Below are 14738 nucleotides of genomic sequence, written 5' to 3' on the forward strand. Positions count from 1 at the left end.
TTAGCAAAACCCTAGTAGTAAAGACGATCGCTAAATCCATCACCCAAAATTGCAATCGCTTTGATTTGGATGCAAAAATGCTAGAATTATCCGAAAGTTTCAGTAGATGTTATGGATGACCGCGATCGCACGAATATTCAAGCATTTTTAGCTAAATGGCAAGGCTCACAGGGAAATGAGCGAGCTAATTATCAGACTTTTTTTGATGATTTGTGTGGGGCGTTGGGGGTGGAGCGTCCGATTCCGAAGGGGACTATGCAGGGTGATCCTTACTGTTTTGATAAGGAGATTAAAGTTTTTCATAAGGAGGGAATTAAGACAAATTTTGTGGATTTCCATCGGGAGGGGCATTTCTTAATTGAGGCAAAACAGGGGAGTGATAAGCCTAAACAAAGTTCGCCGAAGCGCGGGACTGAGAGCTATTTGCGGATGATGGAGAAGGCTTTTTATCAGGCTTTGAGCTATACGCCGTTTTTAAATAGCAAGCCGCCGTTTTTGATGACTTGCGATATTGGTTCGCATTTTGAGCTTTGGATGAGTTTTAGTGGCAACTATGGTGGCTATGGGGCGCGGGAAGTAATTCCCCTTGAGGATCTTCTTAAAGAGAAGGTTTTCGATCGCTTTGTGGCGATTTTTAGCGATCCGCAAAGTCTGAATCCTGAGAAGTATCGGGCGCGGGTGACGCGAGAGGTGGCGGGGACTTTGGCAAAGTTGGCGAAGTGGCTAGAGGAGCAGGGTAAGGAACCGCAGGAGGTAGCGAATTTTTTGATGCGCTGCATTTTTACGATGTTTGCGGAGGATGTGCGGTTGTTGCAGGGGGAGATTTTTACGAGGGCGTTACAGGAGCGTTGGATTCCTGAACCGAGCCGATTTAAGGCTGAGATTGAGGATCTGTGGAAGGTGATGAATACGGGTGGGAAGTTCAATTTTGATGCGATTCCGCAGTTTAATGGCAGTTTCTTTGCGAATGCGATCGCCTTTGATTTGCCGAAGGAGCAGCTAGAGGTGTTGTATGATGCTGCCCAAAAGGATTGGCGCGAGGTGGAACCTGCGATTTTTGGGACTTTGTTGGAACGGGCGTTAGAGAAGAAGGAGCGCAGTCGATTGGGGGCGCACTATACGCCGCGATCCTATGTGGAGAGGTTGGTGCGTCCTGTGGTGATGGAACCTTTGCGCGAGGAGTGGCTTTTAGTTGAGACTGAGGTTAATCGGCTTTTGGTGCTGAAGGATGGACAGGAGGAACCAACGAAGTCGCAAAGAGATAAGGCGGCGGTAGAGATTCGGGCGTTTTTGGAGCGTTTGCAACAGGTGCGGATTCTTGACCCTGCTTGCGGTTCGGGTAATTTCTTGTATGTGACGTTGGATTTGATCAAGACGTTGGAGCAGGAGGTGCAGATGCGGTTGTTGGATGTGTTGGGGAAGGTGACGACAGATTTGTTGGAGGAGTTCGATCCCCGTTTGGCGGGACGGAAGCAGGTGAATCCTTCGCAGTTTTTGGGTATTGAGATTAATCCAAGGGCGGCGGCGATCGCGGAGTTAGTAATCTGGATTGGTTATTTGCAGTGGCATTTTAAGCGTTATGGCACTACGCCACCGCCTGAGCCAATCTTGCAGGATTTCCATAATATCGAGTTTCGGGATGCGGTGTTGGCTTATGATGGGCGGGAGCTTGATGTTGATGCGAAGACGGGTAAGGTGCGGAGTCGTTGGGGTGGGCGGACGATGAGGCATCCTGTGACGGGTGAGGATGTGCCTGATCCGTCGGATCAGGTTCCCATCTATCGCTACATTAATCCGCGTCCTGCGGTGTGGCAAGAGGCTGATTACATTGTTTCTAACCCTCCTTTTATTGGGAATAAACGAATGAGAGATAGATTAGGTGATGGCTATGTTGACGCGCTACGGGCAACTCATGGCGATATTTCAGATACGGTTGATTTTGTAATGTATTGGTGGAATCAGTCAGCCAAATTGGTGATTGATAATAAACTAAAGAGCTTTGGGTTAATTACGACTAATAGCATTACTCAAACTTTCAACAGAAAAGTGTTACATGAATATCTATCAGGAACTAATCCAATATCTTTGACATTTGCCATTCCAGATCATCCTTGGATAGACAGCGCAGATGGAGCCGCAGTTAGAATTGCTATAACTGTAGGCAAACTTGGAAAACATGAGGGGAATCTAATAAAAGTAGCAAAAGAAATAGAAGGTGAGAATGAAATCTCTCTCATATTCACACCTTCGTCAAGGGGATTAATTAATTCTGATTTAAGTGTTGGTGCAGATGTTGCATCAGCAAAGAAATTGAGAGCAAATTCTATACTTAGTGGACAAGGTGTTATCGTCTTAGGAGAAGGCTTTCAGTTAAATGAAGAAGAATATCTAAAACTGTTGAAGCAAGAACCTCAAGGCGTTCATTTAGTTAAACGATATCGTAATGGTAAAGATATCACTGACAAACCCCGTAATCTAAGGATCATAGATTTGTATGGTTTAACAGAATTGCAAGTTAAGCAATATCCATACATATATCAAAGAATTTATGAGCTTGTAAGACCAAAACGCTTAGAAATGAAAGACAAAGCTCGCCGTGAGCAATGGTGGCTTTTTGGGAGATCTAACCAAGAAATCCGTAATGCAATCAATGAACTTGACCGATATATTATTACCTGCCGAACTGCAAAGCATCGTGTTTTTGTATTTGCAGAAGGTGATATTTTGCCTGATGCGAAATTAATTGCTTTCGGTTTAAATGATGCTTTTTATCTTGGGATTCTTTCATCTAGCTGTCATCTAATATGGGCTTCAAAAAGTGGTGCATGGCTTGGAGTTGGTAATGATTCTAACTACAATCATTCCGAGTGCTTTGGAAAGTTTCCTTTCCCAGATGCAACATTAGAACAAAAAGAAAAAATTCGACAACTAGGGGAAAGACTCGATCGCCATCGCAAACAAGTACAAGCCCAACATCCCGAAATCACGATTACAGGAATGTATAACCTCCTCGAAAAACTCCGCAAAGGCGAAGACTTCACCGACAAAGACAGAGAATACAACAACAAAGCCCTAGTCTCCACCCTCAAACAAATCCACGACGACCTAGACAACGCCGTACTAGAAGCCTACGGATGGGAAGACTTGAAGCCATCTTCTCTCCATCAGACCACTGATAGCCCCCCTAGCCCCCCAATTCTGGGGGGAACCGAACAGTCTAATCAGTCAAAGTCCCCCAGTATTGGGGGATTTAGGGGGCTTGATAAACTATCGGGTGAAAGTCTCACCGAAATCATCCTCGATCGCCTCGTCACCCTCAACGCCCAACGCGCCGAAGAAGAACGGAACGGACACATACGCTGGCTACGTCCCGAATACCAAGCACCTAACGAAGTCCGCACTCAAACCATCATCGAAGGTGTTGGCGAAAGTGAAGAAGTAGCGATCGCCCCAGCCGAAGTCAAAACCTTCCCCAAACAACCAAAAGACCAACTCGCCGCCATCCGCGACCTCCTCCGCACCAGCAACAACCCTTGGACGATCGCCCAAATCGCCGCCCAATTCAAAAACGGTGGTAGATATAAAAATGCAATTTCCGAAAACCTCGAACGCCTAGAATGGTTCGGCATCCTGCACTGCCATCAAGACGGTCAAATCAAATACTGGCAACACATCGAAACACAGCAAGCAAGTTAAATATAAAACGTGCTATCGTATAGATAGCCCTTCCTTTCGCGAAGTCTCAAGTTCCACTTGGGATACGTCTAAAAACAATCCCTAAAAAGATTAGTCCAATGACATAGCAAAGGCGGGGCTTTTGATTGTCTAAATTACTTAGTTTTCGATACATCAATTTCATGTTCTCTCGGCTTAAATAGCCAATGACGATAGGGATGCAACCAAGTATTTCTCACATCACTTCTAGCCGTACTTACCCCAATATTAAAGTTTGGATATATTTTACGGATGCGCTGACTAATGTACTTATATAGCTTCTCCTTGTCAATGGTTCTCTTACCCCGAAACCTTGAACCTTCTGGCTTTTCCTTATGCTTATCATTTAGCCGAAACTGCATTGAACCTAAAACTATATCTAAACACTGCATAATTGCGTGATCGTGAGACTTTACTTCCGCTATTTGATCCAACGAGATTTTAATATTTGCATCCTCGAATTGGCGGAAATGATTCAGCCCAGCAATATACGCCTTAAAACTTGCAACCTTCTCTCTAGTGTCAGGTAAATCATCAAAATAGAGCCTAACTTGAATAGGTAAATTTGTTGGATTAGAATATTGCAAACCAAAAGCGTGTTTTACAAACTGATAATACAGCAAAAAATATTCATTCTCTAATTGTTCAGAACGTAAGCTTTTAGCAACAATGCTATTTTGCGTAAACATAATCCTAGTCTTAATTTTATCCGCTTCCACTAGGTCAAAAAATGTTTCCATCAGCCCCAGATATTTACTTAAATATTGATCTGTAACCTTTGACCATTTTGCTTCTTTCAATAAATTTAGTTCTATTTTTCGATCCTGCAAAATTTTTCGCACTTGATCCAAGTCCGAAGAACGTACTAAGACACCACCATAAAAATTAGAGAAATATTTGCCATTATCAATTGATTCATCGCAATAGATTAAATATTCTTGAGACAAGCGAATTATCCTATCTTTTACTGAAAATTTGAGTATATTGTACCAAATGCTAAAGCATATTAACTAGTAGCAACAATGAACGAAGCCGATCGCAACTCACCACAGATTAATCCAGATATCCAAGAAACAGCACAAAAACTATTTAGCGAAATAAGTCGGCTTATTGACGCAGCTAAACAACGCGCCGCCATTGATCTTATTAGAAATGCCGAACTTGTACACAAATCTGAAGACCCCATTCGGCATCATTTAGAACAACTGCGTCAAGAGCAGCAAATATCCACAGACTTACTGCTAAAAGATCCCTACATCCTAGACTTTTTAGATATAAGCGATCGCTACTATGAAAAAGACCTCGAAGATGCCATCCTGCGCGATATCGAGAAATTGTTATTAGAACTTGGAGCTGGATTTACCTTTATCGCAAGACAAAAACGCATCCAAATTGATAACGATGACTTTTATATTGACCTGCTGTTCTATAACCGCAAGCTCAAACGCCTTGTTGTGATCGACCTCAAACTCGGCAACTTTCGCCACGAATATAAAAGTCAAATGGAACTTTATTTACGTTGGCTTGCCAAATATGACCAAGAGAGCGATGAACTTCCACCATTGGGAATCATTTTATGTGCAGGTAAAAAACAAGAACAGATTGAACTGCTCGAACTAGACAAAAGCGGTATCCATGTTGCTGAATACCTCACCGTATTACCACCCAAAGAACTACTCCAAGCAAAACTCCAACAAGCGATCGCCTCAGCACGTCGGCGATTACCTTCATCGGAACAGGATTGATATGTTTTTCTGCGATCGCTAGATGCAAAAAATTAGCGATCGCAGCCAAAATATCTTCTATCCGCTTTTTCAAATCTCTAAATGGCACGAATTAACTCCCTTAGCACAGGCTCACGAAGATGTTGACGAAGTGCCGACTTAGTTCCTAAATCCACTTTGCATTGCAAAATATCTTCTAAGTAACGCCGCACACGAAACAAATCAAATAATGTCGCTTCGATCGCAAATTCTACTAACAGATCTACATCACTATCAGGACGCGCTTCATCTCTTGCAACAGATCCAAATAAATCAAGAGATACAACTCCTAAACCTTTGATTTGGTCTCTATGTTTTGCCAAAATTCCTAAAACTTCTACTCGCTTCATATCAGCACTTGAGTTTTACGATTGCTTCTAATTCTTACATGAATGTTTAAAGACGTTAACAGCACAATGTAATCAAGGCAGACAAATCAAATACTGCTGCAAATATATCTCAATCTAGCAAGCAAGTTAAAAAGCGATCGCTTAATATCGGCAAGCATTCACGGTAGGATAAAAGGCGAAGACTGAGAGAATTGTATGGTGCATCAACTGCCGACTGGCGCAAAAGACTTACTTCCCCTAGACGTTGCTCAAAAGCGTTGGATCGAGAGCCGCATTCAACAAGTTTTTCAGTCATGGGGCTATCAACGCATCATTACCCCAACTGTAGAACATTTGCGATCGCTAACCGCAGGCGGAGCCGTCGATCCCAAATCCGTAATCCAACTGCATAGCAACAGCATCGATATTTTAGGATTACGTCCTGAATTTACCGCCTCGATCGCCCGTGCCTATGCTGCCCGATTGGGTAGTCATGTGGCAACCTGTCCGCAGCGACTTTATTACAATGCCAATGTATTTCGGCGGCGAGCCAATAGCACCTCCGAGGAATCCTTTCAGGCTGGCGTAGAATTACTGGGCGCTTCAGGATTGTTAGCCGATGGCGAAATTTTATTGCTTTTAGCCGAAAGCCTCGATCGCGTAGAACTACCAGATTGGCAAATCATCCTCGGCGATGCCAGACTCACAGGTGCATTGCTCGATCTATTGCCAGAACAATATCGCGCCAAAGTCCGCCAAAGCCTTGCCAAACTTGATCGCATTGCCATCACCGAAATGGACTTACCCGAAGATGTCAAAGGCTATGCCCTTGAATTGGTTGACCTACGTGGCAAGCCCAAGGATGTCTTGAGCCGTCTCTCCACAAGCAAATGGACATCAGGACTGACAGGAGAAATTAGTTACCTCAAATCCTTGATAGATCTTTGGGAAAGTACCAATCAAAATGCTAGCGATCGCCTCATCCTCGATCTCAGCTTTATGCAAACCTTCGACTATTACACAGGGATTGTGTTTGATGTTGCCTGTAATAACTATGTCGTTGCCCAAGGCGGACGCTACGATCGCCTGCTCGGTGTCTACCATCCACAAAATGTCAGTTATCCCAGTATCGGCTTTTGCATTAATCTCGAAGACCTGCAACAAGCTCTGCAAAAACAATTACCACAAACCCTCACCACATCAAGCTGGTTAGTTGTCGCCAAAACTCCCGATGCGATGCAAGCCGCCTTTGCCCATGCCGCAAAATTGCGCCAAGAGCCACAAATAGAGGCGATCGAGCTAGAGCTAGAGTTTCGTGATGCTGATGTTGTGCGTGACCATGCGCGATCGCGTGGTATTCCCCAGATTGCATGGGTAAGTAGTGATGGAGCGATCGCTTCAGAAACAACAGCTATTTAAATAAAAAAGAGAGGTGCTGCTAAGCAGCACCTCTCTTTTTTATTTAAAAATATTGGTCAAATTTGGAGAACTTAAGGTAATCTATTCAACCAATCATCAAATTTGCGTAGATAGAGATTTACTAAATGAAGATCACTAAGTGATCTTCATTTAGTAAATCTCTCATCCATTTTGCTAGTGATTTTTGATAGAGATAGGTGTGCCTGAATGAGATTTCCCGAAACTGCAAAATCGAGTACAAGTTTAGCTTTTAGCCTAGGGATAATTGTGGCGATCGTGGCGACAGGCTGGTATTACGTCATTTTGCCATTTCAGAAACATCCCCAAAGACCTGTATTTTCCAATGATCTAAAGTCGGTTCCAGCACCAGCACCACCGATCGCTGCAATTAAAGTTGCGCCTATGCCTCAACCTACGGTCAAGGCAAAACCTAAAACTAATGATGCTAAGTATCAAGGTAAGGTTAACGCTAGCATTGGTCTAGTATTTCGTGCTGATCCAAGCCAAGCCTCTAAGAGCGTTGGTGGTGCGGACTTTAATACTAAAGTTTCTGTAATTCGAGAAGCCCCCGATCGCGAATGGGTATATGTTCGTAACGAAAACACCAAAGAAGAAGGTTGGGTTAGATCTGGCAATATCACCAAAGAATAAAAAATGGCTATGTCATTTTTTATTCAATAGATACATCCTATTTAGGATTTGTGTAATACAGATAAATTTTGAAAAAGCTTGCTTCGCAAGCTTTTTCAAAATTTATCTAGGTCGAGAAAGCGCAAAGCGCTGTAAGTGCGGCGTAAAGATCCGCACTTACTCCATATAAACAAGAACACTCATGATTCGGTCACTATTTTTATTCTTCTTAGCAGGACTCTGTGAAATTGGTGGTGGCTATTTATTTTGGCTATGGTTGCGAGAAGGCAAAAGCTTTTGGTTAGCGATAATTGGGATGGTGATCTTGGGGCTATATGGAGTTCTGCCAACCCTTCAAACAGCTAACTTTGGCAGAGCCTATGCCGCTTACGGAGGCATCTTCATTGTGTTATCGATCGCTTGGGGATGGTTAGTGGATCGAGTTATTCCTGATAAATTTGATCTAATTGGGGCTGGGATCGCCTTCTTGGGGGTATTAGTAATTATGTATGCGCCAAGATCATAGTAATCATCCACAAACCCAAACAAGAATAATTTTGAAAGCGTTACTTTCAAAATTATTCTTGTTTGGGTGATCTGGTAATTGCTGCATCAAAAGTTAAGACTGCTAAGATCAACAAAAGCGCAACCTCTAAAGGCTATGGTTATTGCCAACTATCCATCACCACTAACCATCCTCGAAAATGGCGATCGCCTCAGTCGAAATGATATGGCAGTAGTTCTCAAGACTTTGCAGACTGGGCGATCGCGTCATAGCTAATACAATACCAAATGAAGAAACGGCTTTGCCATTTCTTCATTGAAAAACCCTCACTGGGTTTGGTTTTCAAATCACAAAAGTGTTGTCACACTTTCGTGATTTGGTATAAAAGTTTAATATTGGAGGTTTTGCCACAATGCCCCATCAGCATTCCCATAAACACCATGACCACTCGCATAAAGGGCATAGTCACTCCCATCATGGGCATGATCATGCGGTTCCAACTAACTATAGTCAAGCCTTCATCATCGGCTTTATTCTGAATGTGGGGTTTGTGGTTACGGAGTTTGGATTTGGCTTTTTCTCTAACTCCGTATCATTGATTGCCGATGCTGCCCATAATCTCAGCGATGTCCTGGGGCTAGTCATTTCATGGGTAGCAATTTTAGTATCGCGCCGCCAACCCTCTAGCCGCTATACCTATGGCTGGCGCAAGTCATCGATTTTGGCTACTTTTCTCAATGCCATTTTTTTGCTAGTCACTACAGGGGGGATTGTCTGGGAGGCAATTCAGCGATTGTTGGAGCCATCAAGCAAGGTTGAAGGTGGTGTGATTATCGCTGTGGCGGCGATCGGGATTGTGATTAATACGGCAACGGCTCTCTTGTTTGCCTCTGGTAGTAAAGGCGATCTGAATATTAGGGCTGTATTTCTGCACATGGCAGCCGATGCCTTAGTTTCTCTTGGAGTCGTCCTTGCGGGGATCGCGATTATATTCACCAAATGGTTTTGGCTTGATCCCGTTTTTAGCTTAGTGATTAGCGCTCTGATTATTTTCAGTACTTGGGAGCTATTAAAGGATTCATTTAACTTAGCGATCGATGGCGTGCCTAATGATATTGATGAGCGAGCAGTGCGGACTTATCTATCGGAACTGGATGGGGTAATAGGAGTTCATGATTTGCATATCTGGAATATGAGTACTGTGGAAACGGCTCTAACTGCACATTTAGTGATGCCCACAGGCAATAGTGATGAATTTCTTGCTCAGATCAGTCGAGATTTACAACAGCACTTTGCGATCGCCCATAGCACTTTGCAAATCGAAACAGGCGATCGCGATCATCCTTGTGTTCTCGAAACCAAATGCCAAGCCCAAACTATCCAAGAATCCAAGTAGCATAGGTTGGGGCTTTGCGCCATGCTGTTCAAGCGACGATCTAAATCAGGCTCAGGAGGAACCATGTCAGACTGTGGATGCCACATGGAGGCTAAAAATGCCGCAGAAAGAAAAACTCTGCGAATACTCCTCATTATTAATGGCACGATGTTTGTAGTTGGTTGTATTGCGGGGATTTTGGCACATTCTACAGCCCTGATTGCTGACTCACTGGATATGTTTGCTGATGCATCGGTGTATATGCTGTCTCTCTATGCTGTTGGCAAATCTGCTCATTCCAAAAACCGTGCTGCAATGTTGAGTGGGATTTTGCAAATCACCTTAGCTGCCATGATTTTGATTGATGTCATTCAAAAATTTATCTGGGGAAGCGCCCCTGAATCCCATTGGATGATGGGCATCGCTTTTTTAGCCTTGATCGCAAATAGTTATGGGTTGTACCTACTAGCTAAGCATCGTCAAGGGGAAGTTCATATGAGAGCAAGTTGGATTTTTACGCAAAATGATGTGATCGCCAATATCAGTGTGATCCTTGCAGGCTTTCTAGTTTCTTGGTTAAGCTCTCGCATTCCCGATTTAGTTGCTGGTTTTGGGATTGCAATTTTAGTGATTTGGGGAGGAATTAGGATTATTCGAGATGCTCGAACAGTCTAGAAGAGAGGTCGCGCAAAGCGCGACCTCTCTCTTTTGTTTTTTACACTTTGTCAAGGCATATATTGTGGAAGTGCACCCCTTCGGGGTGCACTTCCACAAACTCAAAAATCTACAAATGATTTAGGACTGCTATAGCATAATAGATATAAAACTAAATAAAGATAACGCTGCAAGTAAATTGCGTTATCTTGCTTAGCGCTTTGCGCTTACTTAAAAACCCAAGGAAAGTTTAGAAAGGATGGCTGCCATCCTTTCTAAACTTTCCTTGAACTCCTCAGAGCAATTAATCGGATTAGCAATGCATTTTATCGATCACGTTACGATACAAGTAAAGTCAGGAAATGGTGGAGATGGGCTAGTTGCCTTTCGCCGTGAAAAATATGTACCTGCGGGTGGTCCTGCAGGTGGTAATGGCGGTAATGGTGGCTCGGTGATTTTACAGGCAACTACCGATCTGCAAACCCTTCTAGACTTTCGCTTCGAGAATATTTTTAAAGCAGAAGATGGCGAACGTGGTGGTCCTAGCAACATGACTGGCAAACGCGGCAGCGATCGCATTATCAAAGTGCCATTGGGTACGGTGGTAATGAATGCGGAAACAGGAGAAGTTTTGGGTGATCTCACTGATACTGATCAAACCTTGGTAGTAGCTAGAGGCGGTAAAGGCGGCTTAGGTAATAAATATTTCTTGAGCAATCAAAATCGTGCCCCTGACTATGCTTTACCTGGATTACCCGGAGAGGAGCTATCTCTTTATCTAGAACTAAAACTTATTGCTGAGGTGGGGATTATTGGGTTGCCAAATGCAGGTAAATCAACGCTGATCTCAGTCGTTTCGGCAGCCCGTCCCAAAATTGCAGATTATCCTTTCACCACACTAGTACCAAATTTAGGTGTAGTGTCTAAGCCTTCAGGTGATGGTATTGTCTTTGCGGATATTCCTGGCCTTATTGAAGGTGCATCCGATGGCATTGGCTTGGGACATGACTTTTTGCGCCATGTGGAACGCACTAAGCTCTTAATTCACTTAATAGATGTGACTCAAGATGATCCTTTAGCGGCTTACCATACGATTCAAGAAGAGTTAGCTGCCTATGGTCATGGCTTAGACGAAAAGCCTCAGATTCTAGTTCTCAATAAAATCGATGCAATGTTGCCTGAAGATGTTGAGGCAATTTCCTCACAGTTTGATATCCCGATTCTCGCGATTTCGGCTGCCTCGAAAAAGGGGCTAGACAAGCTCTTGCAATCAGTCTGGAAACTATTGGAGCAGTTTGATCAAGACAATCCTTAGTAAACAAGGGGCTTAAGCCCCTTGTTTTTATTTGAGCATATGAAAATTACCAAAGGCTGCGATCGTCGTTACTTTTTTATTCGGTAGATCAGTTTCGTAAAGGCTGAACAATACATAATTTTGCTGCTTTGTGGAGTTGTTAACAATTCTCTTGATTACACCTTTGCCTTGAGAGATCACAAATTTACAGGATTGTTGAGCAGCGATCGGCATATTCTCACCAGCACAAATTGAGGTTTTACCTGTTTCCGAAAACTGCTCCGTTGCATATTCGATGTAGCGATCTTTACTGGGATTAGTGATTGCCATACCGACAGCAACTACGGCAATCCCAATTAAAACTATTTGTAATTTCATACTCCCTTCTCACTGAAAGAATCATTGGTGCGCGGCAAAGCCACGCACCAATAATTCTTTCACTTTTTGATTGGCGCGATCGCATCTTGGCTAATTTGACAAATCTGATCATGACAATGACCATTGCTAGCTACGATGGTTCCCCATTGCCGCAATTCGAGATTGTTGTAGGACAGTGGCGATAGGTCTGCGTGGGTAAGCTGTCCCCCTGCCTCAGTCAAGATAATTTCAGGAGCGCAATAGTCCCAGTCCTTGGGGGCAGACTTACCTGAAACAGAGATATAAACATCAGCATTACCTGAAGCGATCGCCGCAAATTTGCCACCGATACTACCCACCGCAATTTCTGCTGCCTTGGGCAATTGTTGAAGAATACTTTCTAACTGGTAATTGCGATGGCTACGACTTGCCACCACCACCATTTTTTCGAGATTAACCTTATCAGAGACATGGATACGTTGCTTTGTGCCATCTCTTGTTTCCATATATGCACCATTGCCCAAAACCCCTTGAAATAGGCGATCTTGAGCAGGAGTTGCCACCAATCCCAGTACAGGACGTTGGCGATAGCTCAGCCCAATATGTACAGCAAACTCATTAGTCCGCCGAATAAAGTCGCTCGTACCATCCATCGGATCAATGATCCATACCCATTCATGATCGAGGCGATCGGTACTGTCTTCGGTTTCTTCGCTGAGATAGGCAAAATTTTCTGTGCCGAAGGTCTGCTTTAACTGCCCCAAGATAAAATCATTAGCGGCTAAATCGGCGGATGTGACGTTACCATCTTCAACACCCTTAAATGTGATCTTTAAATCCTGTGGCGCTTGATAATACTTCATCAGAATGTCCCCTGCGCCCCAAGCGATCGGGCGAGCCAGTGACATAATTTCGTTTAAATTCAGCATCTTGAATTTTGGTGAAGCTAATGATCTGTACTATACCGCAACCAAAAGCCAAAAAGAAGAAGACAAGTGTTACTAGCCTTCTTCTTCCTCCTTAAGAATGAGTGGCGCGGGCTTTGCCCCACACCACTCATTCTGGAATTTATATTTGTTACGTTTTTGAACGTGCAGCTTCGCTGCACATTCAAAAACTAGGGAGTGCAACTACTCCAAGGCGCTCTTGTGTCTTATTAAGAACATCGCAGGGATATAGTGTATTTGCCATTTACTGGCTGAAGTTCAACTTTTTTCATTGGTAAAGTCCCATAACCCTCAATAGAAAAGTTGTCATTACCAATCCAAGAAGCACTTCTGTCAGCGGTTTCAGCAATATAGTAAAACACCCCATTCATAGATGTAGCATTTCTACCGCTGCGTTGCTCAAGTTGAGTCGTTTTCAAAGCAGGCAAGTTATACCTTGGAAAACCAGCAATTTGCCAATTACCATTAGGTCTTTGATAGCGAACCAAAATTCTTAAAGGTTGGTTACAACGATTTTCGATGAAAATCGGTAATGCCGAATTAGTCGTAGTTGGGAAACCAGAATTATTAGTTGGTAGCTGGGCGCTAGTAGTCGGCAAAGCGGCATTATTTGTAGTGGTCGGCAAATCTGAATTAGCGATCGCTGAAGTAGTGGTCGGTAAAACGGAATTAGTAGACGGGAGGATTGAACTAGTAGTAGGCACAGGCGCAATGCTATTAGCCAAGATTTTTGATTGATCTACTAATTTAGTTGTCTGCTCTGTAATTTTACTAGCATCACCTAGATAACGCTGTCTGAGCAAAATCCTGATATCTGCACTCGCAGCAGGTGATTTGGTATAGCTAAACGAAATCTTTTCGTTCCCGCCGCTTGCAACTACTTCACTCTTGTATTTAGCGATCCTGCCAAGCAACTCATCAATCGAGCTGATTTGATTTTGCAGTGATGTGCAGACAGAAGGGCTACAAATTGCTCCTTTAACTTGCAATTCCGCTTTCGCATCGGTTAAGCGCTGGGTCTCACGTTGCAGAAGATCGATTATTGCCGCATTGCCAGAGGAACTAATGATCTTGGCTGTCAATGGGGAAACATTACCAATCACCTTATCCCGAAACTCTTGGTAGTCAAGGATGACATGATTTGGTGATGCTCGATCAACTACAAGGCTTTGGGTTTTACTACCACTTCCAAGAATCTCACCAAGGACATCCCCTAATCCGATCTGATCATTATTTGGGAATTTATGCTCTGTGTAGCAGATTTCCCCAGCTTTTTGGTTAGGATCTCCACATATTGGGCTATCAGCCTCTGCTGCTGCTACAGCAACTATTAATGAGGGGAGAATCAATACATACTTTGTCAATGCTTTTAATTTCATAGCTCTTAAACCTAGTTGGTTAGTTTATGGCGTTTCCCAGTCTAGTGAAGTAATAGCCTCAAAAAAATCATAAATATAATCATCGTACCTAAGTAGCGCCAAACCCTGTGGCGCACGCTCAGTGTGCACCATAGGGTTTAGGGTTTTATATTCAATTGCGCCCAGCTACTTACTCTATTGTGATTATTTCTATAACAGAAATTTAAATAATATTTGAATTTCTATTACGATTCAGTGAAGCTTTTTGTTTAAGACTAATTATAAAATATAGCAGTCCTAAATCATTTGTAGATTTTTGGATTTATGGAATCACATCCCTTCGGGATGTGATTCCATAAACCATTTAGGATTGCTATATGTAAAACATTTGAA

12 protein-coding genes and 1 pseudogene are annotated in these 14738 nt (G+C 43.2%); 8 read left to right on the plus strand and 5 right to left on the minus strand.

Annotation, left to right across the window (positions count from 1 at the left end; genetic code table 11):
- The first annotated feature begins 111 nt into the window (after nucleotides 1-111).
- Nucleotides 112-3696, plus strand: a complete 3585-nt coding sequence (locus HC246_RS02370) for a class I SAM-dependent DNA methyltransferase (RefSeq protein ID WP_211167607.1) — start codon at nucleotides 112-114, stop codon at nucleotides 3694-3696.
- 134 nt (nucleotides 3697-3830) lie between these two features.
- Here HC246_RS02370 and HC246_RS02375 read toward each other — a convergent pair whose 3' ends face one another.
- Nucleotides 3831-4661, minus strand: coding sequence for a DUF3800 domain-containing protein (locus HC246_RS02375; protein ID WP_169361987.1), 831 nt, complete (start codon nucleotides 4659-4661; stop codon nucleotides 3831-3833).
- 270 nt (nucleotides 4662-4931) lie between these two features.
- Between HC246_RS02375 and HC246_RS02380 the strand changes: the two are divergent.
- Nucleotides 4932-5459 (plus strand): annotated as a pseudogene (locus tag HC246_RS02380) (PDDEXK nuclease domain-containing protein); the annotation flags it as partial.
- Between the two features lie 77 nt (nucleotides 5460-5536).
- Here the strand turns inward: HC246_RS02380 and HC246_RS02385 are convergent.
- Nucleotides 5537-5827, minus strand: coding sequence for a nucleotidyltransferase family protein (locus tag HC246_RS02385; RefSeq protein ID WP_169361989.1), 291 nt, complete (start codon nucleotides 5825-5827; stop codon nucleotides 5537-5539).
- Nucleotides 5828-6022: 195 nt separating this feature from the next.
- Between HC246_RS02385 and HC246_RS02390 the strand changes: the two genes are divergently transcribed.
- The 6 genes from HC246_RS02390 (at nucleotide 6023) to obgE (ending at nucleotide 11704) form a co-directional block, all read left to right on the plus strand.
- On the plus strand, nucleotides 6023-7225 hold the full coding sequence (locus HC246_RS02390; protein ID WP_169361990.1) for an ATP phosphoribosyltransferase regulatory subunit: 1203 nt from the start codon (nucleotides 6023-6025) through the stop codon (nucleotides 7223-7225).
- A gap of 207 nt (nucleotides 7226-7432) precedes the next feature.
- Nucleotides 7433-7876 (plus strand): SH3 domain-containing protein, encoded by a 444-nt coding sequence (locus tag HC246_RS02395; RefSeq protein ID WP_169361991.1) that lies wholly within the window; start codon nucleotides 7433-7435, stop codon nucleotides 7874-7876.
- 181 nt (nucleotides 7877-8057) lie between these two features.
- Nucleotides 8058-8381 carry a YnfA family protein gene (locus HC246_RS02400; RefSeq protein WP_169361992.1) on the plus strand — a complete coding sequence of 108 codons (324 nt, stop codon included), beginning with the start codon at nucleotides 8058-8060 and terminating at the stop codon, nucleotides 8379-8381.
- A gap of 391 nt (nucleotides 8382-8772) precedes the next feature.
- The gene (locus HC246_RS02405; protein ID WP_169361993.1) at nucleotides 8773-9756 is read left to right on the plus strand and encodes a cation diffusion facilitator family transporter; all 984 of its coding nucleotides are present in this window, start codon (nucleotides 8773-8775) and stop codon (nucleotides 9754-9756) included.
- Nucleotides 9757-9819: 63 nt separating this feature from the next.
- Complete coding sequence (locus HC246_RS02410) at nucleotides 9820-10410, plus strand: cation transporter (protein ID WP_169361994.1); 591 nt, start codon at nucleotides 9820-9822, stop codon at nucleotides 10408-10410.
- Between the two features lie 298 nt (nucleotides 10411-10708).
- Nucleotides 10709-11704 carry a GTPase ObgE gene (gene obgE / locus HC246_RS02415; RefSeq protein ID WP_169364429.1) on the plus strand — a complete coding sequence of 332 codons (996 nt, stop codon included), beginning with the start codon at nucleotides 10709-10711 and terminating at the stop codon, nucleotides 11702-11704.
- A gap of 27 nt (nucleotides 11705-11731) precedes the next feature.
- Here the strand turns inward: obgE and HC246_RS02420 are convergent, their stop codons facing one another.
- The 3 genes from HC246_RS02420 to HC246_RS02430 form a co-directional block, all read right to left on the minus strand.
- Entirely contained in the window at nucleotides 11732-12061 is a 330-nt protein-coding gene (locus tag HC246_RS02420; protein WP_169361995.1) for a DUF4359 domain-containing protein, read from the minus strand.
- 59 nt (nucleotides 12062-12120) lie between these two features.
- Nucleotides 12121-12948: a 3'(2'),5'-bisphosphate nucleotidase CysQ family protein gene (locus tag HC246_RS02425; RefSeq protein ID WP_263972427.1), complete on the minus strand. Its 828-nt coding sequence runs from the start codon at nucleotides 12946-12948 to the stop codon at nucleotides 12121-12123.
- Nucleotides 12949-13196: 248 nt separating this feature from the next.
- Complete coding sequence (locus HC246_RS02430) at nucleotides 13197-14366, minus strand: hypothetical protein (RefSeq protein WP_169361997.1); 1170 nt, start codon at nucleotides 14364-14366, stop codon at nucleotides 13197-13199.
- Between the last annotated feature and the right edge of the window lie 372 nt (nucleotides 14367-14738).

This window comes from Pseudanabaena yagii GIHE-NHR1, assembly GCF_012863495.1.
Taxonomy (GTDB): domain Bacteria; phylum Cyanobacteriota; class Cyanobacteriia; order Pseudanabaenales; family Pseudanabaenaceae; genus Pseudanabaena; species Pseudanabaena yagii.